Source organism: Methylobacterium sp. Gmos1 (assembly GCF_053764715.1).
On record NZ_JBSNCC010000007.1, the window covers coordinates 37,636 to 62,707 of the forward strand.

Annotated in this window: 23 protein-coding genes; 17 read left to right on the plus strand and 6 right to left on the minus strand. The window is 71.9% G+C overall.

What is annotated here, in order from left to right; translation table 11 throughout:
• The 3 genes from ACS5PV_RS15585 to ACS5PV_RS15595 all read left to right on the plus strand — a co-directional run.
• A partial coding sequence (locus tag ACS5PV_RS15585; RefSeq protein WP_455396247.1) for a hypothetical protein occupies positions 1-277 on the plus strand: 277 nt, incomplete at its 5' end.
• A gap of 106 nt (positions 278-383) precedes the next feature.
• Positions 384-1,172 carry an SDR family NAD(P)-dependent oxidoreductase gene (locus tag ACS5PV_RS15590; protein WP_455396248.1) on the plus strand — a complete coding sequence of 263 codons (789 nt, stop codon included), beginning with the start codon at positions 384-386 and terminating at the stop codon, positions 1,170-1,172.
• Between the two features lie 238 nt (positions 1,173-1,410).
• The gene (locus ACS5PV_RS15595) at positions 1,411-2,298 is read left to right on the plus strand and encodes a DUF3313 domain-containing protein (protein WP_455396249.1); all 888 of its coding nucleotides are present in this window, start codon (positions 1,411-1,413) and stop codon (positions 2,296-2,298) included.
• Positions 2,299-2,438: 140 nt separating this feature from the next.
• On the opposite strand, the gene ACS5PV_RS15600 is transcribed toward ACS5PV_RS15595, so the two are convergent.
• Positions 2,439-3,623, minus strand: coding sequence for an amidinotransferase (locus ACS5PV_RS15600; protein ID WP_455396250.1), 1,185 nt, complete (start codon positions 3,621-3,623; stop codon positions 2,439-2,441).
• 293 nt (positions 3,624-3,916) lie between these two features.
• Here ACS5PV_RS15600 and ACS5PV_RS15605 point away from each other — a divergent pair, with 293 nt between their 5' ends.
• The 6 genes from ACS5PV_RS15605 (at position 3,917) to ACS5PV_RS15630 (ending at position 10,336) form a co-directional block, all read left to right on the plus strand.
• A complete protein-coding gene (locus ACS5PV_RS15605) occupies positions 3,917-5,002 on the plus strand; it encodes a flippase-like domain-containing protein (RefSeq protein WP_455396251.1) in 1,086 nt (361 codons plus the stop codon).
• 4 nt (positions 5,003-5,006) lie between these two features.
• Positions 5,007-5,657, plus strand: a complete 651-nt coding sequence (locus ACS5PV_RS15610) for an MlaC/ttg2D family ABC transporter substrate-binding protein (RefSeq protein WP_455396252.1) — start codon at positions 5,007-5,009, stop codon at positions 5,655-5,657.
• 132 nt (positions 5,658-5,789) lie between these two features.
• A complete protein-coding gene (gene hpnI, locus ACS5PV_RS15615) occupies positions 5,790-6,974 on the plus strand; it encodes a bacteriohopanetetrol glucosamine biosynthesis glycosyltransferase HpnI (protein WP_455396253.1) in 1,185 nt (394 codons plus the stop codon).
• A gap of 78 nt (positions 6,975-7,052) precedes the next feature.
• Positions 7,053-8,489, plus strand: coding sequence for a hopanoid biosynthesis associated radical SAM protein HpnJ (hpnJ, locus tag ACS5PV_RS15620; protein ID WP_455396480.1), 1,437 nt, complete (start codon positions 7,053-7,055; stop codon positions 8,487-8,489).
• Positions 8,490-8,618: 129 nt separating this feature from the next.
• On the plus strand, positions 8,619-9,479 hold the full coding sequence (gene hpnK / locus ACS5PV_RS15625; RefSeq protein WP_455396254.1) for a hopanoid biosynthesis-associated protein HpnK: 861 nt from the start codon (positions 8,619-8,621) through the stop codon (positions 9,477-9,479).
• Between the two features lie 68 nt (positions 9,480-9,547).
• On the plus strand, positions 9,548-10,336 hold the full coding sequence (locus ACS5PV_RS15630) for a molybdate ABC transporter substrate-binding protein (protein ID WP_455396255.1): 789 nt from the start codon (positions 9,548-9,550) through the stop codon (positions 10,334-10,336).
• A 254-nt stretch (positions 10,337-10,590) separates the two neighbouring features.
• Here the strand turns inward: ACS5PV_RS15630 and ACS5PV_RS15635 are convergent, their stop codons facing one another.
• Entirely contained in the window at positions 10,591-13,224 is a 2,634-nt protein-coding gene (locus ACS5PV_RS15635) for a GumC family protein (RefSeq protein ID WP_455396256.1), read from the minus strand.
• Between the two features lie 198 nt (positions 13,225-13,422).
• Here ACS5PV_RS15635 and ACS5PV_RS15640 point away from each other — a divergent pair, with 198 nt between their 5' ends.
• From ACS5PV_RS15640 to ACS5PV_RS15665, 6 genes are all read left to right on the plus strand, one after another.
• A complete protein-coding gene (locus tag ACS5PV_RS15640) occupies positions 13,423-13,995 on the plus strand; it encodes a polysaccharide biosynthesis/export family protein (RefSeq protein ID WP_455396257.1) in 573 nt (190 codons plus the stop codon).
• 170 nt (positions 13,996-14,165) lie between these two features.
• Complete coding sequence (locus tag ACS5PV_RS15645; protein WP_455396481.1) at positions 14,166-15,377, plus strand: glycosyltransferase; 1,212 nt, start codon at positions 14,166-14,168, stop codon at positions 15,375-15,377.
• A gap of 153 nt (positions 15,378-15,530) precedes the next feature.
• Complete coding sequence (locus ACS5PV_RS15650; RefSeq protein ID WP_455396258.1) at positions 15,531-17,066, plus strand: undecaprenyl-phosphate glucose phosphotransferase; 1,536 nt, start codon at positions 15,531-15,533, stop codon at positions 17,064-17,066.
• 667 nt (positions 17,067-17,733) lie between these two features.
• Entirely contained in the window at positions 17,734-18,018 is a 285-nt protein-coding gene (locus ACS5PV_RS15655) for a hypothetical protein (protein ID WP_455396259.1), read from the plus strand.
• A 164-nt stretch (positions 18,019-18,182) separates the two neighbouring features.
• Positions 18,183-18,488 (plus strand): curlin repeat-containing protein, encoded by a 306-nt coding sequence (locus ACS5PV_RS15660; protein ID WP_455396260.1) that lies wholly within the window; start codon positions 18,183-18,185, stop codon positions 18,486-18,488.
• Between the two features lie 62 nt (positions 18,489-18,550).
• Complete coding sequence (locus ACS5PV_RS15665) at positions 18,551-18,901, plus strand: hypothetical protein (RefSeq protein WP_455396261.1); 351 nt, start codon at positions 18,551-18,553, stop codon at positions 18,899-18,901.
• A 10-nt stretch (positions 18,902-18,911) separates the two neighbouring features.
• On the opposite strand, the gene ACS5PV_RS15670 is transcribed toward ACS5PV_RS15665, so the two are convergent.
• Positions 18,912-19,994, minus strand: a complete 1,083-nt coding sequence (locus tag ACS5PV_RS15670) for a CsgG/HfaB family protein (protein ID WP_455396262.1) — start codon at positions 19,992-19,994, stop codon at positions 18,912-18,914.
• Positions 19,995-20,196: 202 nt separating this feature from the next.
• Between ACS5PV_RS15670 and ACS5PV_RS15675 the strand changes: the two genes are divergently transcribed.
• Positions 20,197-20,553 (plus strand): hypothetical protein, encoded by a 357-nt coding sequence (locus tag ACS5PV_RS15675; protein WP_455396263.1) that lies wholly within the window; start codon positions 20,197-20,199, stop codon positions 20,551-20,553.
• A gap of 111 nt (positions 20,554-20,664) precedes the next feature.
• Here ACS5PV_RS15675 and ACS5PV_RS15680 read toward each other — a convergent pair whose 3' ends face one another.
• Both ACS5PV_RS15680 and ACS5PV_RS15685 read right to left on the minus strand, forming a co-directional pair.
• On the minus strand, positions 20,665-22,527 hold the full coding sequence (locus tag ACS5PV_RS15680) for a hypothetical protein (protein WP_455396264.1): 1,863 nt from the start codon (positions 22,525-22,527) through the stop codon (positions 20,665-20,667).
• A 31-nt stretch (positions 22,528-22,558) separates the two neighbouring features.
• The gene (locus tag ACS5PV_RS15685; protein WP_238191317.1) at positions 22,559-22,885 is read right to left on the minus strand and encodes a HesB/IscA family protein; all 327 of its coding nucleotides are present in this window, start codon (positions 22,883-22,885) and stop codon (positions 22,559-22,561) included.
• 135 nt (positions 22,886-23,020) lie between these two features.
• Here ACS5PV_RS15685 and ACS5PV_RS15690 point away from each other — a divergent pair, with 135 nt between their 5' ends.
• Positions 23,021-24,256, plus strand: coding sequence for a deoxyguanosinetriphosphate triphosphohydrolase (locus ACS5PV_RS15690; RefSeq protein ID WP_455396265.1), 1,236 nt, complete (start codon positions 23,021-23,023; stop codon positions 24,254-24,256).
• Between the two features lie 140 nt (positions 24,257-24,396).
• Here ACS5PV_RS15690 and ACS5PV_RS15695 read toward each other — a convergent pair whose 3' ends face one another.
• Positions 24,397-24,819, minus strand: a complete 423-nt coding sequence (locus ACS5PV_RS15695; RefSeq protein ID WP_455396266.1) for a GNAT family acetyltransferase — start codon at positions 24,817-24,819, stop codon at positions 24,397-24,399.
• Positions 24,820-25,072: the final 253 nt, after the last annotated feature.

A 25,072-nucleotide genomic window follows, 5' to 3' on the forward strand; every position in this document is an offset into this window, starting at 1 on the left:
CCGGGTCGCGCCGCGTCCCGCCGGCCGGCGGGCCGCGGCGGCATCCTCGCCCGCGGGGTCTCGTAAGCCCATGAACGACTTCGTCGCTCTCCTCCTCGCCGCCCTGACCTTCTGCCTCGGCTACTGGGCCGCCGGCCTCGTCGTGCGCTTCGCCGTGCGGCACGGGCTCGGCCACGTCCATCTGGGCGAGGGGAGCCTGGCCCAGCTCTGCCTCGCCCTGGCGGTGGCCGCGGCGGCCTGGCGCTTTGCTCGGGCGCCGGGATCCGTCCGGGCCTGATCCCGCGACGATCCATGCGGGCGGCTTCTGGCCGCCCTGCTTCCCCGCCCGGTTGCGCGGCGCGGGCCTTTTGCGAGTCTCCGGCGAGGAGACGGAGGCCCGGGCCATGTCGACACGCCTGATCAAGAAGACCGCGATCGTGTTCGGGGCGGGCTCCGCCGGCACCGGCTGGGGCAACGGCAAGGCGGTGGCGGTCGCCTTCGCCCGCGAGGGCGCCCGGGTGATCTGCGTCGACCGCGGCCTCGCCGCCGCGGAGGAGACGGCGCAGCTCATCGCCGAGGAGGGCAACGAGGCCGTGGCGCTGTGCGCCGACGTCACCGATTACGACGCGGTCGCGGGTGCGGTCGCCGTCGGCGAGGCGCGCTTCGGCCGCATCGACATCCTGCACAACAATGTCGGCCTGCCCGAGGCCGGCGGTCCCGAAGACCTCGACGAGGAAACCTGGCGCCGGGCGATCGAGGTCAATGTCGGCGGCGTCTGGCGCACCTGCAAGGCGGTGCTGCCGGGGATGCGGGCCCGGCGCGCGGGCGCGGTGGTCAACATCTCGTCGGTCGCCTCCCGGCGCTGGACCGGCACGCCGGCCTTCGCCTACGCCGCCGCCAAGGCCGCGGTGAACCAGGCGACGGTGTCGGTGGCGATGCAGTACGCCCGCGACGGCATCCGGGCGAACGCGATCCTGCCGGGCCTCCTCGACACCACGCTCGCCGACGAGTGCCGCGGCGCCGGCACCCCGGATGCGGGCCGCGACCGCCGGGTGCCGCTCGGCCGCCTCGGCGAGGCCTGGGACATCGCCCACGCGGCGGTGTTCCTCGCCTCCGACGAGGCCCGCTTCATCACCGGCGTGTGCCTGCCGGTGGATGGCGGCCAGAGCTGCAGCATGGCGGCGCTCGCCTGAACCGTCCCGTTAGGGGCCTGACCTTCGGAAACAATGTGGCCGAAGCGTTACAGCCCGGGCCGAAGCGCGCGTTCCGGTCAAGCTCGGCTTCCGTCCTCCCGCCGCGGCGGCTAGGCTGAAGGGCATAACGGCGCGGCGAGCCCGGACGGGCCCGCCCTTGCGCCGCCGGGAGCCGGCCACCGGGGATCCTCCAGGGTCCCCGTGGGTGCGGCTTCGCGCGATCCGGGAAAGCGACCGAATGCGGACGACCATCAAGGCTGCCTTGAACGCGCGGGCCGCCCGCCGCGTCGCGGCCGTGACGACCTTGGCGCTGCTCGCGGGCTGCGCCACGCCGGTCTTGACCCAGACCGGCCTCCTGACCCGCTACGACCACCTGACGCCGAGCGAGGCGACCGCCACCAAGTCGCGGATCTACATCGACAAGGCGGCCATGGCCCGGGTGCGGACCGTCCGCATCGTCCCGACCGTCTTCACCGCCGCCGTCTCCGGCCCGGGCGTGACCGAGCAGGAGCGCCGGGTCGTCGCCAACGCCGCCGACCGGGCGCTCTGCTACGAGCTGTCGCTGCGCTACGACGTGGTCTCGTCCGGCCCGGCTGACCTGACCGTGCGGGCGAACATCACCCGCGCCGGCCTCACCAACGTGCCGGCCTCCGGCGTCGCGGTCGGCGCCTCGGCGGCGATCACCATCGCCGCGCAGGTCGGTGTGGGCTTCGCCGACACCATCGGCAAGGTGCCGGTGCCGCGCCTGCCGATCGGGCTCGGCGACCTCACGGTCGAGGCCGAGGCCGTCGACGCCCGGCGCCAGCAGCGCGCCGCGATGGTGTGGGCAGGCGGCGCCAACTCCTTCACCAACCAGGCCCGCTTCTCGCCCATCGCCGACATCTACGACCTCGCCGGCGATTTCGGCCAGGATTTCGGCTCGTACCTCACCACCGGCGAGGATCCGTTCGAGTCGGAGCTCACGATCCCGACCTTCGAGCGCATCCGCGTGACGATGCTCGGCGAGATGCCGCGCGATCCCGACTGCCAGGCCTTCGGCCGGGCGCCGGGCGTCGACGGCATCGTCGGCGACTCGTTCGGCCTGCCGCCGGACTGGACCGACAAGGGGCCGACGGCCGGGCGCTGAAGGCGCGGGCCCCCCGTCGCTTACCCCCCAACGCGAAGAGGCCCGCCACTCCCGGTGGCGGGCCTCTTCGCGTTTCCGGGTAAGCCGCATCACGACGGACTCCCGGCCCACCGCTGCGGCGGGCCGGGCTCCACCGCCGCCTAGAAGTACGACTTCAGCACGCCGCGCCGGCGCACGTCGAGCGTGGCGCAGTGGAACGAGCCGCCGAACGGGCCGTAGGACAGGAACGGCGTCGGGATCGGGTCGAAGCCCCAGTCCTTGAGCGCCTTGATCAGCGTCGGCTGGCTCGCATCGACCACGATCTTCTTCTCGTCGATGGCGAGCACGTTGATCGAGGTCCAGGGCGAGCACATCGAGATCTTGCTCATGAAGCCCTCGACGGGGTCGGGGCGGGGCGCGATCAGCACGTCCCACTTCTTGAGCACCGCCGGCAGCTTCTCGACGTCGATGTAGTCGGGGTTGACCAGCACCTTGCCGGGAGCGAGCGGCATGAACGACGAATCGATGTGCATCGGCTGCGGGCAGCGGCTCTCGATCTCGTGGATGCGGAAGCCCGGGCCGAGGTGGCGGCGCAGCCACTCGATGCCCATCAGGTTCGTGACGTTCGAGCGGGTGACGAACAGGTCGCGGCCGCAGCGCACGAAGTCGGCCGCGTCGAAGACCGGCTCGAACTCGTTCACCGTGAACTGCATCGGCTCGCCGGCCTTCAGGTTCGGCACCCGGTAGTCGTAGTTGTAGAGCTCGTCGGTGAGCTGGGGCCGCGGCGCCGAGGTCCAGCGCGCGCCGGCCCGGAAATACTCCTTGAACAGCGAGCGGTAGGCGTCGCCCTCGAAGTAGCGCGAGCGCCAGCACATCGGGCTCTCGATGATCTCGTCGCCGATCACCAGGTACGGATCGCGCGGGCAGGCGACGCAGAAGCCGCGCGACGACCAGCGCGGCGCCTTGAACTTCTTCGAGAAATCGACGGAATCGGGACGGCGGATCTTCACGCCCTCGCCGGCCAGGATCTTGATGAAGCCGTCGAGCTCCTGCTGGGCGAGCTTCTTCATGAAGCCGGGGTACTTCCAGCCCGAGGCGAGCCGGTAGAACGGCTGGGCGGCCCGCGGCAGGTTGAAGATCACCGTCAGGTGGTGGGTCGGGATCGTGGCGCCGTCGAGCGAGCCGACGATGACCTCCTCCAGCGGGTCCCACTCGTTCCAGGCCATCACCGGCGATTGCGGCGCCGGGGCCCGGCCGGGCGCCTCGCCCCCGAAGGACGCGAGGTCGTGCGCGTGGGCGTCGTCGAGCGCGCCGCGCTCGGCCTCGAAGGTCGTCTCCCGATCCATGCTGCTCATCCCTTGACGGCCGTCACGAGCGGCCTTCCATCGCGGTTCCGGCCCCCGCCGGCCGAATCGGGGCGGGGAGGAAGCTGCGCCATAACATAGGCTTGCGGCATTGCTTGGACGGGTCTGCCGCGCCGGTGGAGGATGCCGGTTTCGCCGGCACTGTGTCCGGCCGGTGATAGACAGCGCCCATCAAAGCTGCAACGTGCCGGGATGCAACGGCGCTGCTTTGTTTCGACCCCGTTGCCGGAAAGGCGCTCCTCCGGGGCCGCTGACGCTGCGACAGAAAGAGGGTCATGAAGCGACTGACGACACTGGGCCTGATCGCCGGCCTGTGCACCGTGATCGGCCTGTTCGTCTCCTCGGGGCCGGAGGCGGTCGCGGCGGCCCTGTGGGCGTCCGGCTGGGGCGCCCTGCTGGTCGTGGTGGCGCGCTTCGTCGCCGTCGCCTGGGCGGGTCTCGGCTGGTGGGTGGTGTTTCCCCGCGGCGAGAGGCCGCTGCTGCGCGCCTGCATCAACGTGCGCTTCGTGCGCGAGGGCATCAACACGCTGCTGCCGGTGGCGCAGGTCGGCGGCGACCTGATCGGCGCCCGGCTGCTGACCCGCGAGCGCGTGCCCGGGGCGCTGTCGGGCGCCTCCACCCTCGTCGATCTGATGGTCCAGGCGCTGACCCAGTTCCTGTTCACGCTCGCCGGCCTCGGCATCCTGGTCGCGCTCGGCGGCGACGGGCCGATCGTGCATTACGTGGGCTTGGGCCTCGTGGTGGCGGCACCGGCGCTTCTGGCGTTCTACTTGGTGCAGCGCCGCTTCGGCCAGAGCCTGCTCCAGGCGGCGATCAACCGCTTCGCCGGCGGGCGCGAGTGGCGCATCTTCGGCGCGGTCGACGTGCTGTTCGAGCGCCTGCGCGGCCTCTATGCCGCCCGCGGCCGCATTGTCACCGCCATCGCCACGCATCTGTTCGGCTGGATCATCGGCACGTTCGAGGTCTGGATCGCGCTGCGCTTCATGGGCTACGAGGTCGGCTTCCTCGAGGCGGTCGTGATCGAGAGCCTGGCGCAGGCCGTGCGCGGCGCCGCCTTCGCGGTGCCGGGCGCGCTCGGCGCCCAGGAGGGCGGCCTGATCGCGCTCTGCGCGGTGTTCGGCATCCCGGCCGAGGCGGCGCTCGCCCTGTCGCTGATCAAGCGGCTGGCGGACCTCGCGGTCGGGCTGCCGAGCCTGGTGCTCTGGCACGCGATGGAGAAGGACGCCGACCAGGGCCGCCCGGCGGCCGGGATCGGTGCGGCCCTGCTGGCGTGGATGCGCCCGCGCCGGGCCCAGTTGCGTCAGGCGCACGTGCCTGCCTACGGCTACGCCGCGGCGCCCGCCGACGGCAAAGGAGAGTGACCTGGTGCAGACCCGACGCGAGACCCTGCGCAGCCTGACGATCGCCGGATTCCTGACGATCGCGCTGCCGGCCCTGGCCCAGACGCCCGCCGCCCCCGCGGCCGGGGAGGGCGACCCGGCGGTCGCGACCGTGCGGCGCATGACCGACGCCCTCGAGGCCGCGCTCAAGGCCGGCGACGTGCGCGCCCGGTCCGAGATCCTGGCCGGCCCGATGAAGGAGACCTTCGACCTGCCGGCGATGCTGCGCCTCGGCGTCGGCACCCGCTGGAAGGACATCCCGGCCGACAAGCAGCAGGCCCTGGTCTCCGCCTTCGAGGCCTACCTCCCGGCGACCTACGCCACCCGGCTCGGCTCGGCGGCCGGCAGCAAGTTCGCCATCGATCCGAAGAGCGAGCCGCGCGGCAACGGCCACATCGTGCACGTCACGGTAACCGACGGCAGCGGCGACACCTCGCCGGTCGACTACGTGCTCAACGCCGAGAACAAGATCACCGACGTCTACCTCCAGGGCACGGTGAGCGAGGCCGGCACCCTGCGCACCGGCTTCTCCGAGCCGCTGCAGGAGGGCGGGCCCGACGGCCTGCTGGCGCACCTGCGCAAGACCACCGAGACGATGCTGGCGGCGCCGGCGCCGAAAGCCCCGGACGCCAAGTAGCCGGGGCGCGAGCCGCCGGCCCGCGACGGCCGGCGGTCGAGACGTTCACCCTTCCGCCCGCATCCTCAACCCACAACACGGCCCGCCGCGCGCCCCGCGCGGCCAACTCCTCCCAGGGATCGCCGCCACGCCATGGAATGGACCTGGATCTCCGCCCTGCTGCTCGTCCTGGCGCTCGCCGGGTGCGTGTACGGCCTGACGACCGCCTGGCTCGCCGGGCGCCTCGCCAACCGCCCGGCGCCGCGCCTCGCGCCCGACGAAGCCCGGCCCTCCGTCACCCTGCTCAAGCCGCTCTGCGGCGACGAGCCGAACCTGCACCACAACCTCACCACCTTCTGCGCCCAGGCCTATGCGGGCGCCGTCCAGGTGGTGTTCGGGGTGCAGAACGCCGCCGATCCGGCGATCGCCGTGGTGCACCGGCTCCAGGCCGAGCACCCGAACTTGCGCATCGACCTGGTGATCGATGTCCGCCAGCACGGCGCGAACCGCAAGGTCTCGAACCTCATCAACATGGCGGGGCTGATCGCCCACGACGTGGTGGTGCTGGCCGACAGCGACATGGTGGTGGCGCCCGACTACCTCGAGCGCATCGTCGCCGAACTCGCCCGCCCGGGCGTATCGGGCGTCACCTGCCTCTATCACGGCGTGCCGGCCAATCGCGGCGTGTGGGCCCACCTCTCGGCGCTCGCGATCGACACCCAGTTCCTGCCGAACGTCCTGATGGGGACGAGCCTCGGGCTCGCCGAGCCGTGCTTCGGCTCCACCATCGCGTTCCGCACCGAGATGCTCAGGCAGATCGGCGGCTTCGAGGCGATCCGCAACGATCTCGCCGACGACTACACCCTCGGGGCGGCGCTCCGCGCGCAGGGCGGCATCGTGGCGATCCCGAACTTCACCATCGGGCATACCTGCGTCGACACCTCGCTCGCCGGCCTGTGGCGCCACGAGACCCGCTGGAACCGCACCATCCGCAACGTCGATCCGGTCGGCTACGCCGGCACGCTCGTCACCCACGCCTTCCCGCTGGCGCTGATCGCGGCGCTGCTGCCGGATTCCGGGCCCTACACGCTGGCCGCCGCGGCCCTCGCGCTCGCCTGCCGGATCGTGCTGTGCATGCGGGTCGAGCGCGCCTTCGGCCTCGAGCCGCACCCGTACTGGCTGTTGCCGATCCGCGACCTCCTGTCCTTTTCCGGCTTCGCCTGGTGCTTCATGTCCGGCGCCGTGACTTGGAAAGGTCATGATTATCGGGTCGTTGCGGACGGGACGCTGATCCCGGAATCCGGCCTCGCCCGCGAGTCCGGCGCTCCCTCGACTTAAACACACCTCATCGGGCCGCCCGGCGGCCTCCACCGCCGTGACCGCGGCTTTCTCCTCAAGAAGACGATTCTCCCGATGATGCGGACCCTCTTCCTCCAGGCCCCCACCTTCGACGGCTTCGACGGCGGCGCCGGCTCGCGCTACCAGGCCAAGCGCGAGATCAAGTCGTTCTGGTACCCGACCTGGCTCGCCCAGCCGGCGGCGCTGGTGCCGAACTCCAAGCTGATCGACGCCCCGCCGCACGACATCAAGCTGCCGGAGATCGTGGCCCAGGCCAACGACTTCGACCTCGTGGTGCTGCACACCTCGGTGCCGTCGTTCAAGTCGGACGTGAAGACGATCGAGGCCCTGAAGGCGGCAAACCCCAAGCTGATCGCCGGCCTGATCGGCGCCAAGGTGGCGGTCGACGCCGCAGGCGCGATGGCCCAGGCCCCGGCGGTCGATTTCTGCGCCCGCAACGAGTTCGACTTCACCGTCAAGGAGGTCGCCGACGGCGTGCCGATGGCGGAGATCAAGGGTCTCTCCTATCGCGACGCCGACGGTGTCGTGGTCCACAACGAGGACCGCGAGATCATGACCGACATGGACCAGCTGCCGTTCGTGACCTCGGTCTACAAGCGCGACCTTGAGATGGAGAAGTACTTCATCGGCTACCTCAAGCACCCCTACATCTCGTTCTACTCGGGCCGGGGCTGCAAGTCGCGCTGCACGTTCTGCCTGTGGCCGCAGACAGTCGGCGGCCACACCTACCGCACCCGCTCGGTCGCGCACGTGATCGAGGAGATCAAGTACTGCCTGAAGGAGTTCCCGCAGACCAAGGAGTTCTTCTTCGACGACGACACCTTCACGGACAATCTCCCGCGCGCGGAAGAGATCGCCCGCGAGCTCGGCAAGCTCGGCGTGACTTGGTCGTGCAACGCGAAGGCCAACGTCCCGCGCAAGACCCTCGAGGTGCTCAAGGCCAACGGCCTGCGCCTGCTGCTCGTCGGCTACGAGTCGGGCAACCAGCAGATCCTCAACAACATCAAGAAGGGCATGCGGGTCGAGGTGGCCGAGCGGTTCACCAAGGATTGCCACGAACTCGGCATCGCGATCCACGGCACCTTCATCCTCGGCCTGCCGGGCGAGACCCGCGAGACGATCCAGGAGACGATCGCCTTCGCCAAGCGGATCAACCCGCACACCATCCAGGTCTCGCTCGCCGCGCCTTACCCGGGCACCTTCCTGTACAAGCAGGCGGTCGAGAACGGCTGGCTCGACGCGAGCAACGCCGAGCTCGTCGACGAGAACGGCGTGCAGATCGCGCCGCTGCACTACCCGCACCTGTCCCACACCGAGATCTTCAACTCGGTGGAGGCGTTCTACAAGAAGTTCTACTTCCGCGCCCCGAAGATCGCCTCGATCGTCAGCGAGATGGTGCGCTCGCCCGACATGATGAAGCGCCGCCTGCGCGAGGGCGTCGAGTTCTGGCACTTCCTGCGCGAGCGCCAGGGCGTCGCCAAGAAGGCCGCGTAAAGAAGAAGGCGGCGTAAGCTCCTGTAATCGACGATCCCGCGTCAAAGCGGGCGCGAGCCTCCCCGTCCGGCCGGACGGGGAGGCTCTTTCGCATCGCGAGACCCGCACGGACCGAGATCTGCACCGACGATGACCACACCTCTTCCTCGAAAGCGCCTCGTCGTCACCTCGGACGATTTCGGCCTGTCGCCGCAGGTCAACGCGGCGGTGGAGCAGGCCCATCGCCACGGCATCCTGACTGCGGCGAGCCTGATGGTGTCGGCGCCCGGCGCCGCCGACGCGCTGGTGCGGGCCCAGGCGATGCCCTCGCTGCGGGTCGGCCTGCATCTCGTGATGGTCGAGGCCTGGCCGACCCTGCCGGCGTCGGAGCTGCCCGATCTCACCGACGGCGCCGGGCTGATGCGGGCCGACCAGGCGCGGCTCGGGCTCGACCTGGCGCTGAAAGCCGGCGCCCGCCGCCAGCTCGCGGCCGAGATCCGGGCGCAGTTCGAGGCGTTCCGGGCGACCGGGCTGCCCCTCGACCACGTCAACGCGCACAAGCACTTCCACATCCACCCGATCATCGCCGGGATGGTATTGGCGATCGGGCGCGAATACGGGATGCGGGCGATCCGGGTGCCGCGCGAGCCGCGCGACCTGCTGGCCCGCGCCGAGCCCGGGACGAAGCCTGCCCTCGCCCTCGACACCGCGCCGTGGTCGGCGCTGCTGCGCGCCCGGGCGCGGCGCGCCGGGCTCCTGGTCCCGGACCGGGTGCTCGGCCTCGCCTGGTCGGGGGCGATGACGCCGGCCCGGGTCCAGGCCCTGCTGGGCCAGCTGCCGAACGGATTGACCGAGCTCTACCTGCATCCGGCCACCGATGCCGGCTTCCCCGGCGAGGCGCCGGGCTACGCCTACGCGCAGGAACTCGCCGCCCTGGTGGCGCCGGCGAGCCGGGCGGCGCTCACGGCCTCCGGCGCCGTCGCGGGCGGCTTCTCGGATTTCGCTCGCTGACGGATCACCGGCTCGGCTACCGATGGGGCAGGGCCGGGCACGCGGCCCGAACCTCCGGGAGCCCCGTCATGCGCCGCGTCACCACCCCGATCCGAGCCCTTCGCCATGCGGCGAGCCTCGCCTGTCTCGTCCTCGGCCTCGTCGCGCCCGCCCGGGCCGCCGAGATCACGCTGCTCACCACCGGCGCCTACAAGCCCGTTGCCGCTGCCCTGGTGCCGGAATTCGAGCGGCGCACCGGTCACAGGGTCACGATCCGCAACGACACCGCCGGGGCGGTGGCGCAGGCGATCCGCGACGGGGCGCGGCCCGACCTCGTGGTGCTGACCCCGGGCGGATTCGCGGCGCTGGTCGGGGAGCAGCGCCTCGCCGGCGAGGCTCCGGTGCCGCTGGCGAAGGTCGGCATCGGCGTCGCCGTCCGCGACGGCGCGCCCCTGCCCGACGTCGCGACGGTCGCGGGCTTTCGCGAGGCGCTGCTCCGGGCGCGGGCCGTCGCGATGGTCGATCCGGCCTCCGGCGGGTCGAGCGGGATCTACCTCGCGCAGCTCTTCGAGCGCCTCGGCATCGCCGAGGCGATGAAGGGCAAGCTCGTCCTGGTCCGTGGGGGGCTCGCCGCCGCGCGCCTCGTCTCCGGCGAGGCCGATCTCGCGCTCCAGCAGACGAGCGAACTCCTGGCGGTCACGGGCGCACGCCTCGTCGGCCCGATCCCGGCCGAGGTGCAGAGCTACACCGTGTATGCCGGGATGGTCCCGGTGGGGGCGGCGGAGGCGGAGGCCGCGTCCGCGCTGCTGCGGGACCTTGCCGGCCCGCAGGCCGCCCCGGTCCTGGCGGGGAAGGGCATGGTGGCGCCGGGACCGTGAGCGCCCGGCGCCCAGGCGGGGGCGCAAGCCCTTGTGACGCCGCGGGGCGGGGCTCCATGTCCGGTTGCCCCCTTCCAGAAGGTCCGCCCTGCGCGCCATCCGGAGGCCCGCACCGGGCGCGACCGCGGCGCCTCCCGGAAGACGTCGGCCGGGGCCGAATCCTCGCCCAGTCGGCGAGCGTGTGACGGCCGACATGGATCGCGGCTCGTCGCGGCGGTGGGATACGCCCTCGGTGCCGCCGCGACGGGGACCGCTCAGGCCGACCGGCGCAGCGGGTAGGACGGCAGCGGCATCTCGGTCGGGGCCCGGTCCTGGGCCACGATCACCTCCGGCACGCCGGCGGCCTCGGCGGTGTCGTACAGGCCGACGAGGCGCGGGTCGTCGGCCTCGGCGTTCGAGGCGATCACCACCGCATCCATCCAGGCCGAGACCGCGCTCACCAGCGGCCAGGTCTCGGCGGCAAAGCCGTCGCTCATGCAGGCGATCACCCAGTCGTAGGCCTCGCCGAGGGCGTCGAAGGTGAGCCCGAGGGCGTCGCGCCCGGCGACCAGGGTCTCGGCCTCGCCGCGGCCGCGGCCGATCAGGTTCAGGCGCGGGCCGGCCTCGGGGCGGATCGCGGTGGTGAAGTCGGCGCGCCCGGCGACGAGGTCGATGAGGCCCGGACCGTCCTCCTGCGGCTCGTCGAGCCGCACCAGGAGGGCGCGGCCGTGGAGGGATGCGGCGCGGCCGAGGCTGCGGGCGAGGCTGTCGTGATCGGCCTCGCCGCCGGTGCCGATCAGCAGCACCCGCCGCCCGCCGCCCGCTGTCTCGATCGCGTCGAGGCGTGCCACCAGAACGTCGAGGTCGTAGCGGGCTTCGAAGGGCAGCTGCGCGGACGCGATGGGGGCTGCCTCAATCGGGGGAACCGTCGCGGCGGGCGTCACGGGATCGGCCGGCAGGGGCTCGGCGGGGGCGGGAGCCGCCGCCGGGGACGACATCATCGGCGAGGGCGCCATCTCGGACGGCGCCGGCACGACGGCCGGGGCCTGCTCCGCGACCGGCACCGGCTTTGCCGCCGGGACCGGCGCGGCCGGGGCGGGGGGTACGGCGGCGGGAACCGGCTCGGCCGCGAGGACCGGCTCGGGCGCCGCGGCCACCTCCGGCTCTGCCGGACGGATGGCGGAGGCCGCCGCCGGCATCACCGGGACGAAGACCGGCGCCACAGCGGCGGGCGCCTCCGGCACCGGCTCGGTCTCCGGGCGGCGAAGCGGCGGACGACCGGGCGGGCGGCCTCGCCCGCGGCCGGGCGGATCGCCGGCGAGGAGCGCCTTGGCGACGACGCTGCCGATGGCGAACAGCAGGGCGATCACCGTGGCGAACAGGATGATCGGCAGCTTCTTGGGGAAGGACGGCAGGTCGGGCACCACCGCGCGGGAGACCACGCGGGCATCGGCCGGGGCCGCGCTCGCCGCGTCGCGGGCCGCGGCCTCGCGGAAGCGGCCGAGATAGGATTCGAGCTGCTCGCGCTGGGCCTTCGCCTCGCGCTCGAGCGCGCGCAGCTCGACCTCGTCGCCGTTCGCCTTGGCGACGACCGTGCGCTGTGCGTCCACCGCCGCCTGCAGGCTCTCGACCCGGCTGCCGGCGATGCGGGCGTCGTTCTCGAGGGTGCGCACCGCGCGGTCGGCGGCGGCGCGGATCTGGCCCTCCAGTCCCTCCAACTGGGCGCGCAGCTCCTTCATCCGCGGGTGCTGCGGCAGCAGGGTGCGGGCTTCCAGCGCGAGCTGCGCCTTGAGGCCGATGCGCTGCTCGACCAGGCGGCGGATCAGCTCGTTGTTGGCGACGTCCGGGATCTCGAAGCCGCGGCCGTCGCGCATCATCTCGCGGATGAGCTTGGCCTTGGCGCCGGCATCGGCCTGGGCCGCGCGGGCCTGGGTCAGCTGGGTCGAGATCTCGGCGAGCTGCTGGGCTGCGAGCGGCTGGTTGGTGGTGCCGCCGCTGCCGATCAGCCCGTTGCGGGCCCGGAACGCCTCGACCTTCGCCTCGGCCTCCGCGACGCGGCTGCGCAGGGTCTCGATGTTGGTGCCGAGCCAGGTCGAGGCGTAGCGGGCAGTATCGACCTTGGCGGCGGCGAGCGAGGACAGGTAGAGATCCGCGATGGTGTTGGCGGCCTTGGCGGCCAGCACCGGGTCCTTCGAGCGGAACTCGATCGTCAGGATGCGCGACTTGCCGGCCGGATAGACCAGCAGCCGGTCGAAGTACTTCTCCAGCACCCGGTCGACCGGCTCGCGGTCGAGGGGGTTCTGGGCGAGGCCGAGCATCACCAGCACCTGCTGGACGCCGCCGACGCCGTCGACCATCGGGTCGAATTCGGCGTTGCCGACGAGGCCGAGGCTCTTGATCGCCTCGCGGGCGATGTCGCGCGACATCACCACCTGGACCTGGCTCGCCACCGCCTGCTCGTCGATCGGCTGGGGCAGCTCGCCCCGGTCCTGCTGCAACCGCGTGAGCGCGCTGTCGCGGCTCTCGAGCAGGAGCTTGGATTCCGCGGTGTAGCGCGGGGGCACGACCTGCACGAAGGCCACGGCGAGGCCGAAGGCCGCGACCGTCGGCAGGAGGATGACGAGCCAGCGCCGCCCCAGCAGCCGGCCGACATCGCCGATGGTCAGCCCGTCCGCCGGCTCGCGCTCGTGGATCGCCGCCTCGGAACGTTCGGCCCGCGTGATCGTCGCCTCGGTCCTCGACGCCCTGGACTTCCCCTTCCTCGTCTTCGCGCCCGCATCCGGCGAGCCGGCGGTCTCGGAATCCGTGCTCCTGGCATCCTGGCTCTTGGCATCCTGTCGGCCCCGGCCGCCCAGGCGGTCGGGCAGGCGGGCATGCGACCGCTCGGCGAAGGGGAAGACGCGGGGCATTGCGGACCGTCGATGAGAGGCGGGGCTGGCCCGGACCGGGCCTTGCCGCCAGCACACCTGATTAAGGTTGCCGCCCAGTTAAGACGCGAATCCTCTCCGCTGGTTCGGCGGACGGTGCCGACAGGTGAGGGTTCATTAACCACGGCACTCTAGGCCTGGGGACAAGACGACCGACATGACTTGAACTGGCCGGAAGCGATGAACCGACGCGCCCTTCTCACAGGTCTGGCGACCACGCTCGCGCTCGGCGGCTGCCTGCGTCCCGAATACCGCACGGCGCTCCTCGACGAGACCGGCACCGGCTCGATCGGTGCCGCCTACTCCCTCGCCGCCGGCGACCGGCTGCGGGTAATCGTATTCGGGCAGGACAACCTGTCGAACATCTACGCGGTGGACGGTGCCGGGCGCATCGCCATGCCGCTGATCGGCCCGATCAAGGTCGCGGCAGGCAGTACCGCCCAGGCCGCCCGCGCCATCGAGGCGCGCCTGCGCGAGGGCTTCGTGCGCGAGCCGCACGTCACCGTCGAGGTCGAGGTCTACCGGCCGTTCTTCATCCTGGGCGAGGTCACGACCTCGGGCCAGTACCCCTACGTCAGCGGCATGACGGTCGAGACCGCGGTGGCGATCGCGGCGGGCTTCGGCCCCCGCGCCGCCCGCGACTACGCCGTGCTCACCCGCGAGGGCCCGACCGGCCTCGTCTCCGGCATCGTGCCGATGACCTACCCGGTCCGCCCCGGCGACACGATCGTCGTCAAGGAGCGCTGGTTCTGACGACCGGCACCGCGCGATCTCGTCGACTTGCGCTGACCGGCGGTTAACCACGCCCTCATCCATCGCGGTCCGGGCTGGTCTTTTTCGCCGGCCGTTTAACCTCGTGCCCACGGGCCTGGGGCGAGATGTCGGAAGCCGCCCGCCGCGGCGCCGCCATCCGTCTCGAGGACATGCCCGTGGCCGCCTCCCAACTCCGCCTCGCCGCCGATCCCGCGCCGCCGGAGGCAACGCCGGTGCCCGCGCCCGTGGCCGCCCCGCGCGAGCGGATCCTGCACGTCTTCCGGGCCCCGGTGGGCGGCCTGTTTCGCCACGTCCTCGACGTCGCCCGCCTGCAGGCCGAGGCCGGCCACGCGGTCGGGCTGTTCTGCGACGCGAGCACCGGGGGGGCGCGAGCCGAGGCGGTGCTCGCCGAACTGGCGCCGCAGCTCGCCCTCGGCGTGACCCGGCTGCCGATGCGCCGCAACCCGCATCCGAGCGACCTTGCCGCGCTGGCGTCGCTCGCCGGCCTCGTGCGCCGGCTCCAACCCACCGTGCTGCACGGCCACGGCTCCAAGGGCGGCCTGTTCGCCCGCCTCGCGCCGGCCCTCGGCGAGGCGGATCCGGTGCGGGCCTACACGCCGCATGGCGGCAGCTTCAACTACCGCCCGGGCACGCCGCTCCACCGCCTCTACATGCGGGCCGAGGCGCTGCTCACCCGCCGCACCGACGTGTTCCTGTTCGAGAGCGACTACATCGCCGGGCGCTACCGGGCCTATGTCGGCCCGACCGAACGGCTGGTGCGGGTGGTGCACAACGGCATCTCGGCCGCCGAGTTCGCGCCGATCACGCCCAGCCCGGAGCCGTTCGACCTCGTCTATATCGGCGAGCTGCGCGAGGCGAAGGGCGTGCCGGTGCTGTTCGAGGCCCTGGCGCGCCTGCGCCGGGAGCACGGGCGGCGCCTGACCCTGCTGGTGGTCGGCTCGGGCCCCGACGAGGCGACGCTGCGCGCGCGCGTCGCCGCCCTCGGGCTCGCCGGGGACGTGCAGTTCGAGCCGCCGCAGCCGATCCGCGCGGCGTTGAGCCGCGCCACCGTGATGGTGGTGCCCTCGCTCGCCGAGTCGCTGCCCTACGTGATCCTCGAGGCGGCGGCCGCCGCCCAGCCCCTGGTCTCGACCGACGTCGGCGGCATCCCGGAGATCTTCGGGCCCGCGGCACCCGCCCTCGTGCCGCCGCGCGACGTCGTGGCCCTGAGCCGGGCGATCCTGCGCAAGGTCGACCAGGATCCGGACCAGCGCGCCGGCGAGGCGGCGGCGCTGAGCGCCTTCGTCCGCTGCCGCTTCTCGATGGACAAGATGGCTCAGGACGGGCTCGACGGCTACGCCGCCGCGCGAGCCCAACGCTGACCCAGCCTTGTACCGCCGATTTTCGGCAAACCCGGAGCGGTCGCCTTAAGCCTTCCCTCAGGGCTTGGGGACAGGATCGCGAACCCAACCCCCGGACGGTCCGGGATTTTCCCCGCCCGACCGAGACCGGTACCGTGCCATGAGAATCGTACCATGAGTGCGTTCGACGTCCGCGATATCCTCAAGACCGTGGCGGCCGACCAGGCCGGGCCGCTCGGCCGGCCGGGGTCGGAACGCGAGGCCGTGCCGCCGGCCGAGACGGTGGCGCCGGTCCGGCCCGACCCGGTCGTCTCGCCGGTGGTATTCACCGGCTGCGTCCGGGCGCTCGAATTCGTCCTCGTGGCGCTCGCCGGCCTGTGCGCCCAGCGCTGGCTGCTCGCCGGGGCGGTGCCGCTCCATCTCGGCTATGTCGGGGCGATCCTCGGTCTGGCCGCCCTCAACGTGCTGGTGCTGCAAGCGCTCGGCGCCTACGGCATCCGGGCGTTCCGGGCCTTCTTCAGCGTCGGCGCCCGGGTCGTGCTCGGCTGGTCGCTGGTGATGCTGCTCGCCGCCACCGTGCTGTTCTTCGCCAAGCTCGGCGACAACTACTCGCGGCTGTGGCTCGGCACCGTCTATGGCGGCGGGCTGGCGCTGCTCGTCGTCGAGCGCCTGGCCCTGTCGCTGGTGGTGAGCGCCCAGATGCGCCGCGGCCGCTTCGACCGGCGCGTCGCCGTCGTCGGCGGGGGCGAGCCGGCCGAGGCGCTGATCCGGGCGATCGAGGCGCAGGGCGATTCCGGCCTCAAGGTCGTCGGCCTGTTCGACGATCGCAACGACGGCCGCTCCTCCGACGTGGTCGCCGGCTACCCGAAGCTCGGCACCGTCAGCGACCTCGTCACCTTCGCCCGGCGCACCAAGGTCGACCTGATCGTGTTCACGCTGCCGATCTCGGCCGAGGCGCGCATCCTCCAGATGCTGGCCAAGCTCTGGGTGCTGCCGGTCGACATCCGCCTCTCGGCCCATGCCTCGAAGCTCAGGCTTCGCCCGCGCAGCTACTCCTATCTCGGCTCGGTGCCGGTCCTCGACGTGTTCGACCGCCCGATCGCCGACTGGGACGTGGTGGTGAAGGGCGTGTTCGACCGCGTGGTCGGCGCCGTGCTGCTCCTGATGCTCTCGCCGGTGATGCTGGCCGTCGCGCTGGCCGTGAAGCTCACCTCGCCGGGCCCGGTCTTCTTCCGGCAGAAGCGCCACGGCTTCAACAACGAGGTGATCGAGATCTACAAGTTCCGCTCGATGTACACCGACCAGTGCGACTACGCCGCGAACAAGATCGTCACCAAGGGCGATCCGCGGGTGACCCGGGTCGGCCGCATCATCCGCAAGAGCTCGCTCGACGAGCTGCCCCAGCTCATCAACGTGGTGCGAGGCGAGCTGTCGCTCGTCGGGCCGCGCCCGCACGCCCTCCAGGCCAAGGCCGCCAACACCCTCTACGACCAGATCGTCGACGGCTACTTCGCCCGCCACAAGGTCAAGCCCGGGATGACCGGCTGGGCCCAGATCAACGGCTGGCGCGGCGAGACCGACACCAACGAGAAGATCCAGCGCCGCGTCGAGCACGACCTGTACTACATCGAGAATTGGTCGGTGTTCTTCGACCTGCAGATCCTGGCGATGACCCCGCTGGCGCTGTTCAAGACCGAGAACGCGTATTGACCGATATCCCGGGGCTCGCCGATGGCGAGAACCCGGGATCCATGACCGCCGACAGCTGGAGAACGAGGCGGACCGGTTGCGTCGCCATCCTGGATCGTCAGCGGTCATGGATCTCCGGTTCCGCTTTCACGGCCCCGGGACAACGCGGAGGGCGTCGGGTCCGTCACCTTCCTCAAAGCCGACTTTCGCACAGTGGTCGTGGACCGTCCCGAGGGCGCTGACCTGCGATCCGTTGGCGACGATCGCGCCGGAAAAACTACGCACGACCGCGGCAGTGCCGCTGCCCGGATTGTTTCCGACCGATGTGCGATAAAGAAGACAGCAGCCGTCGGCTCGATTTCATGAAAGTCCATATTCGATTGCCGGCTCAACGGCTTTGCGCCGAATGCAAGTCGACAATATAAATAAAAATTTTTTGACTACTGGCGCAAATCTGTTCAGGGCCGGTGTTGTCTCGTCTGAGGGCTGATCGCCCAAGTCGGTCATGAGCATTTCCCTCGTTGCTTCCGTGGCGAATCTGTCGCTGAGATAGTCCAGGCTTCCTCCCGCCGTGGTTGCAGTCTTCCTCGATTGCATAACGGTTAAAACATCGTTAATGACGCAGGTATCGTCGCACGGCGATGACAAGGCTCGCGTCTAAAGCGGTCGGACTCGGAGGACCTGAAAGATGTACCTGCGCATTCTCGCTGCCGTTGGTGTCGCTTCCCTGGTGACGGCGACCGCCGCCTTTGCCGGCAACACCGCCATCATCAACCAGAACGGCGTCTATAACGGTGCCTATACCGGCCAGCGCGGCCAGAGCAACACCGCGATCACCTATCAGAACGGCACCTTCAACGGCGCCGGCATCCGCCAGCGCGGTCCCGACAACGCCGCCGGCATCAGCCAGTACGGCTATTCCAACGGCGCGCGCGTGATCCAGACCGGCCCGCGCCCGAGCTACATGCCGTAAGGACACGGGGCTCGAGATCCCGCCGACGTCGCACCGGCCACGGCCGCGGCGTTCGGCCCAACGCGACGGCCCGCCGCGACGCGCGGCGGCCCCACCAGGCCGGGAGCGGAATGCCGGGAGCGCGTGCCATGAAGGCGCCGGAAGCCATGAGAGCGCTGGGGCGGATGCGGTCAGGCCACAAGGCCTTCGCCGTGCTGGCCGGGTTGGCTGCGGGCCTCGCCGCGGGCGCGGCCGCCGCCCAGGCCCTCAGCGTCACGCAGATGCGGCAGGCCAACGTCTACGGCACCGTCCAGGTCGGCCCGCAGGTCCGGCCGACGGACGTGACGCAGGTTGGCCGGGCGAACGTGGTCGGCATCATGCAGGCCGGCGCCAATCCGCGCGCCAGCGTCACCCAGACCGGCCGCACCAACTCGGCCTTCATCGGCCAGTACGAGACCTTCCTGCCGCGCGGCGGCTCGCGCATGCCGTGACCGCGGACCCAAATCCTTAACCCGCCCGCGCGACCCTGCCCGCCTGTTCGCGGGAGCGGTCGATGACGCGCACGATGATGGTCGCTTGCCTGGGATTCGGGGCCCTGCTCCACGCCGGATCCGCCGAGGCGCAGGCCCTGGCGGTGCAGCAGGGGAGCGCGCGCAACTACGTCTACGTCATCCAGGAGCGCAACCCGTTCTACAGCCGCTCCAGCACCCTGACGGCGACCACCGGCCGGACCACCGTCACCGAGATCGTGGCGATCGGCCCCGATCCGGCACCCCTGAGCATCAGCCAGACCGGTCTGACCAACCGCGCCACCGTCTACCAGCTCGGCGCCATGCCCAATCTCGATGTTCGCCAGCAGGGCGTCGTGAACGTGGTGCGCAGCCAGCAGGTCGCGATGCCGTGACGATTCCCGCTCATCGCATCGCCAGCCGCGCGGTGTCGTAGGCGGCGATGATCGTCGGGGCCGGCACGCCCTCGACGAAGCTGCCCCGCAGCTCGGCGAGGCGCCCTGCCGGGACGAGCGTCCCGGCCGGAGCCGCGTCGGGGACCTTCGCCGGGGGTGTGACGGCCGCCACGGGGCCGGTCGGCGCCCGGTCCGGCTTCGCGGCGGGCGGGCCTTCGCTCCGGCGCGTCTCGTCGGGCTTTCGCGGCGCGCGGGCCATCGGCTTGCGCTCGGAGGCCGGGGTGGGGGAGGTAGGCACCTTGCGGATCCAGATGCCGCGCTCGCTGCCCTGGCGCACGAGTTCGTAGACGCCGGCCTCGATCGCCTCGCGCACCGCGGTCTGCACCGCCTCCTGGATGCTGCCGGAGACCTGGGCGTCGAGGACGCGGCGGTCGAGCACGCGGGTGACGCTGGCATTGGCGCCCGCCGTCACGATCGGGCGCGAGGCGTTGATCGAGGTGACGACGACGCCGTCGCGCACCCGCACCAGGCGCAGGTTGACGGTGACGAGGTCCTTGCTCGAGGAGAGCCCGCCGCCGTAGCCGGCGTAGAGTACGTTGGCGGCGACTGCCTGGGTCGGCGAGTCGTAGGAGACGACGCCGCCGGTGACGATGTACTCGGCGAACTTGAGCGGGTCGATCAGGTCCTTGGGGTCGCGCTTGAGGAAGGCGTAGGTGTCCTGGATCAGCTTGCGCTCGCGCAGCAGGCTGTCGAGGTAGCCGCGCTCGACCACGTTGAACCAGCAGCCCTGGCCGGCGGTCTTGAGCGCGTCGACCAGGATCGCCGAGGCGCCCTGGGTGATGGCGCGGGAGAATTCCGGGAAGCCGACCCGGGCCGACGACTTGTTCTGCCCCGTCAGGTCCTGGAAGTCGTAGACGGCGACGTTGAGCGGCGCCGCGGGGGCCGGCGGCAGGCCGGCCAGCTCCTGGCCCGTCGCGGTCAGGGTGCCGGTCACCGGGCGGATTCCGAGCGAGCCGGTATAGTCGTAGCGCGCGCAGGCCCCCAGCAGCGACGGCAGGCCGAGGAGCGCCAGTCCGAGGGCGAGGGAGCGCATCCGTCTCATCACGATCGACCTCGCGCCGTTCCGGCGTCACGATGAAATCTCTCCCATGGTTAATTCAACAGTAGGATTAATTTATCATGAAACGTGAGGACGCGATGGATCGTTGATGCAGCGCGGCGCCCGTCCGGGTCGAGCCCGGATCGAGGCAAGGTGGCCTGGCAGTTTACGGTTCGTTCATCTTCGGGAGAAGTCCATGTCGTCGCACGGACCGCTGGTGTTCCACTTGACCGCGCTCACCCTGGCGGCACTCGCCGCGACGGGAGCCGCCGCGCAGGCCGTGCCGGCGACGAACGACATCGCGTCCTGCACGCTGATCGCCGATCCGACGGCGCAACGGCTGTGCCTGGAGAGCGCGCGCCAGTCGCGGCCGGCCGCCACCTTCGATCCCACCGCGCAGAAGCAGCGCGCCGAGCGCCGCCCGCCGCCCGGCCGCGACGCCCTGAGTCCGGCGGCCAATCCCGCGGCCAAGCCCAAGCCGACCGGCGACAAGCCCGCTGCCGCGACCCCGGAGAGCTACCGGGAGACGAAGTGGCGGCTGCAGATTCCCTGAGCGGACCGCTCGCCGTCACGCGTTCTCCGCATCGCTCCACCGTGTGAAGCCGAAGGCCTCACCGCGCGGGCTTGCGACACGGGATCCGGAAGCAATCGTCCGGACCTCGCATCACTCCGCCGAGGCGTCGACGGTCAGCCGGTCGAAGATCTTGCCCGGGCTCGGGGCGGTGCTGAAATCCATCAGCCCGAGGCCGGCCGGATCCTTGGCGGCGGCGTTGACCGTGAGGCGGCCGGGCTTGGTGACGAAGTGCGACACCGCCTGTCCCAGCGCCTTGGCCGAGGCCGAGCCGCCGAGGACCGCCGGGATCCCCAGCATCGCCGCGGTGCCGTACTCGCGCTGCAACTCCTCGGGCTTGAGGCTCTGCGCCTTGGCCTGCTGATCGACGAAGCGCTGGAACAGGCCGCCATTCTCAAGCGTGAGGCCCAGGGTCTTGGCGCTGGCGCCGAGCAGCGCCAGGGAGGAGACCATCGGCTCGGGGTCGAACACCTCCTTGCCGATCCCGCCGATCGTGCCGGTGATCCGGGCGGTGCCCATGTCCTTGCCGGTGAGGGTCACGTCCTTGACGGTGACCTCCCGGGCGGCCTCGTCCCAGCGGGTGTCGGCGGTGCCGGAGAGGTCGAGGCTGGTATAGCCGAGCCCGGCGAGGTCGGCGAGCAAGGGCGCCGTGGTGCCGGGCGGGATCGCGCAGGTGAGTCCGTCGAAGGCGAGCCGCGTGGCAGTCGGCACGCCGTCGCGCGGGTCGCTCATCGCCAGGTCGGCGTTACGAAGGGCGAAGCGCACGGGCCCGGAGGCGGCCAGCGGATCCTGGGCCGAGGGCTGGGCCGGCAGGTCGACGTCGAGCGCCTCCAGGGCGATGCGGCCGAGCCCCGGGGCGTAGCGGCGCAGCTCGGCCTGGTCGATCGGACCGGCGGCGGCGCGGCGCAGGCCCTCCAGCACCGGCTTGAGCGACAGGCCCGAGAGGGTCAGGCCCTTGAGGGAGACGCGGCCGGCCGCGGCGTCGACCGCCAGGCCCTCGGCCCGCATCCGGCCGGCCCCGTCCTCGATACCATAGGTCGCGCGCGCGAGGCTCGCCTGGACCGGGTTCGGCTTCGGGCCGCCGCCCGGCGCCGCGAAGGTGACGCCGCTGATCTCGAGGCCCCCGACGCCGATCCCGTCGAGCAGGTCGGCGGCGAGGCCCGACAGGCGCGAGCGCTCCGGCCCCTCCTCCGCCTTGCCGGCGCCCTCGGCCAACGCCCGTACCGATTCGGCCCACGGGATCGTGGTCGGCCGGCCGGTGAGGTCGCGGGCGTCGATACGGGCGATGCGCAACGCCGCCCCGTCGGGGTTGGTGAGCGCGATGTCTTCGGCGGTGACGCCGCCGTAGATCCGGATCGGCGCCGCGTCCGGCCCGCCGGGCTCGGTGAACAGGCGCACGAGGCCCGGCAGGTCGATCTCGCGGGCGCTCAGGCGGCCATAGGCGCCGGCGGCGTCGGGGCCCGGTCCCTCGACCGTCAGGGTGGCGCCCCCGGCCTCCAGCGTGCCGATCCGGCCCGCCGCGACGTCCCGGGCGACGACGTCGTGGTAAACCGCGACCTGGACGCGCCCGCCGGCCGGCTGCTCGACGCGCAGCACCGGGATCACGATCTCGCGGGCGGAGAGCCTCTCGAGGCGGGTCCGCCACGGCGCGGGGCCGGCGGGATCGAGAGCCGCCCGCGCCTCGTCCCGCGACAGGGCGGTGCCGCGCAGCTCGACCTTCGGCGCCTTCAGGGTGATCGGTCCGAGCGGCAGCACGACCTCGTCGAGGGCGACCGTGGCGCCCTGGGGCGCGAGGCCCTGGGCCGCGGCGTCCTGGGTCGGGGTACTCGGGGGATTGGGGGCCGGGGCGCCGGGGGTCGGGGTGCCCTGGGCCAGCACGGGGCCGCCGAGCAGCGCCGCGCAGGCGAGGGCGCCGAGCGCGGCCCGGGCCACGCCCGTTGTGGAGAAGCGGGTCATGGCGGAGCGTCCCGGATCGTCGAGAGGGAGATTACAGGGAGAACGAGGTACCGCAGCCGCAGGAGGCGGTGGCCTGCGGGTTCTCGATCTTGAACGACTGGCCGATCAGGTCGTTGACGAAGTCGATCGTCGCGCCCTCCATGTACGGGAGCGAGGTCGGATCGACCAGCACCGTGGCGCCGTCGCGCTCCACCGCGAGGTCGTCGGCGGTGCGGTCCTTGGCGATGTCGAAGGCGTACTGGAACCCGGAGCAGCCGCCGCCATTCACGCTGATGCGCAGCATCGAGCCGGGGGGCTCGGCACCCATGATCTCGTTGATGCGGCGGGCGGCGCGGGACGTCAGGGTGATCGGGGTCATCGACGGCTTCTCGGGTGGGGGTCCGGCGTGCGAAGGCAACATAAGAATGCAGGCCGTGAGCCGCAACTGCGGCGCAGGGCCGAGATCGGACGACGTGCGCCGCGGCGCAGGGTTGGCAGGTGAGGGGGCTGGACGGTGAGACGGACAGGCGAGCGCTGGCGGGCCCCCTACGGCAGCGATCCGTTCGCGTCGCGCGGACGGCTGATCCCCGAAGGCCCCTCGCCGACCCGCACCGACTTCCAGCGCGACCGCGACCGGATCGTGCACTCGGCGGCCTTCCGGCGCCTCAAGCACAAGACGCAAGTGTTCGTCCACCACGAGGGCGACCATTACCGCACCCGCCTGACCCACACCCTGGAGGTGAGCCAGATCGCCCGCGCGCTCGCCCGCGCCCTCGGCCTCGACGAGGACCTGGCCGAGGCCCTGGCGCTCGCCCACGACCTCGGCCACACCTGCTTCGGCCATACCGGCGAGGACGCGCTGCACGCCTGCATGGCCGACCACGGCGGCTTCGACCACAACGCCCAGGCCCTGCGCCTGGTGACCCGGCTGGAGCGGCGCTACGCCACCTTCGACGGGCTCAACCTGACCTGGGAGACGCTGGAGGGGCTGGTCAAGCACAACGGCCCGCTCCTGACCCGGGACGGCCGGCCGACGCCGCACTACGCGGAGGGCGGCATCCCGGTGGCGATCACCGAGTATAACGCCCAGAACGACCTGGAGCTCGCGACCTTCGCCGGCCCCGAGGCGCAGGTCGCGGCGCTCGCCGACGACATCGCCTACGACGCCCACGACCTCGACGACGGCTTGCGGGCCGACCTCTTCGCCCTCGACGACCTCATGGAGGTGCCGTTCCTCGCCGGCCTCCTCGACGAGATCCGGAGCGCCTATCCGGGCCTCGAGCGCTCGCGGGTGGTGCACGAGCTCGCCCGCCGGGTCATCACCCGCTTCGTCGAGGACGTGATCGCCGAGGCCGAGCGGCGCCTCCTCGCCCTGCAGCCCGCGGACGCCGCCGCGATCCGCCACGCCGCGGCGCCGGTGGTCGCCTTCTCCGAGCCGATGGCGGCGGCCGACCGGGACATCAAGACCTTCCTGTTCGCCCGGATGTACCGCCATCCCGACGTGATGGCGGTGCGCCGGCGCGCCGCCTCGATCGTCGAGGACCTGTTCTGCACCTTCCGGCGCGACCCGACCCGGATGCCCGAGGAGTGGAGCGCCGGCCTCGCCAGCCCCGACGATCCCCGCACCCCGCGCCGCGTCGCCGACTTCATCGCCGGCATGACCGACAACTACGCGGTGAGCCAGCACCGCCGGCTGTTTTCCGAGACGCCGGACCTGCACTGGGTGATCTGGCCGGGGGTCGAGAGGTAGGGGTTCGCGAACGCGTCCCGACCCGCACTGCCATCCGCAGGGTCGTTCCGGGCTCCGCCCTCCCGGCCCCGGAACGACACGGGCGGCCGTCGGGGCCGACGAGGACTTCCGACAGGCTCCTGGATGGGCTCCGGCGCCCATCACCCCTTCGCGATCACCTTCTGCAGGCACACCGCGTTGGTGTCGCGATAGCCCAGGTGATCGTAGAAGCCGAGCACGCCGTCGTTCTCCCGGCGCACCAGCAGCTGCACCTTCCAGACGCCGCGCGCCGCCAGCCAGGCCTCCGCCGCCTCGACCATCCGCCGGCCGAGCCCGCTGCCCTGCTGCCCGGGCGCCACCGCGACGTAGTAGAGCCACCCCCGGTGCCCGTCCTCGCCGGCCATCGCGCTGGCGAGGATGCGCCCGTCCGCCTCCGCCACCAAGACGGTGCCGTGCGGGCCGCGCCGGGCGAAGGCGATGTCGGTGGCCGGGTCGTTCCAGGGCCGCGCCACGCCGGAATCGTGCCACAGGGCGATCACTGCCGGCACGTCGGCATCCTCGATCTCGCGGATCGTCGGGGTCATGTCGGGACAGAAATCCGGGCGGAGGGGAGGGGGCGGAGCCCCCAGGGCAGGTCGAGTGCCTGAACTATCGAGATCACAGGGCTTTCTCTCCTTGATGTTGGGGATGACGCAGGGAGGCCTGTGTCGCGAGACCCACCCTGATGCCCCCTCCCGGGCTCCGGCGGACGGCCCGACCAAGTGCACCTCACAAAACTCCCGGTCACTGGCGTCGCTCGATGTGGCGGCGCCAGCGCAGCGGGAGTTTTGTGAGAGA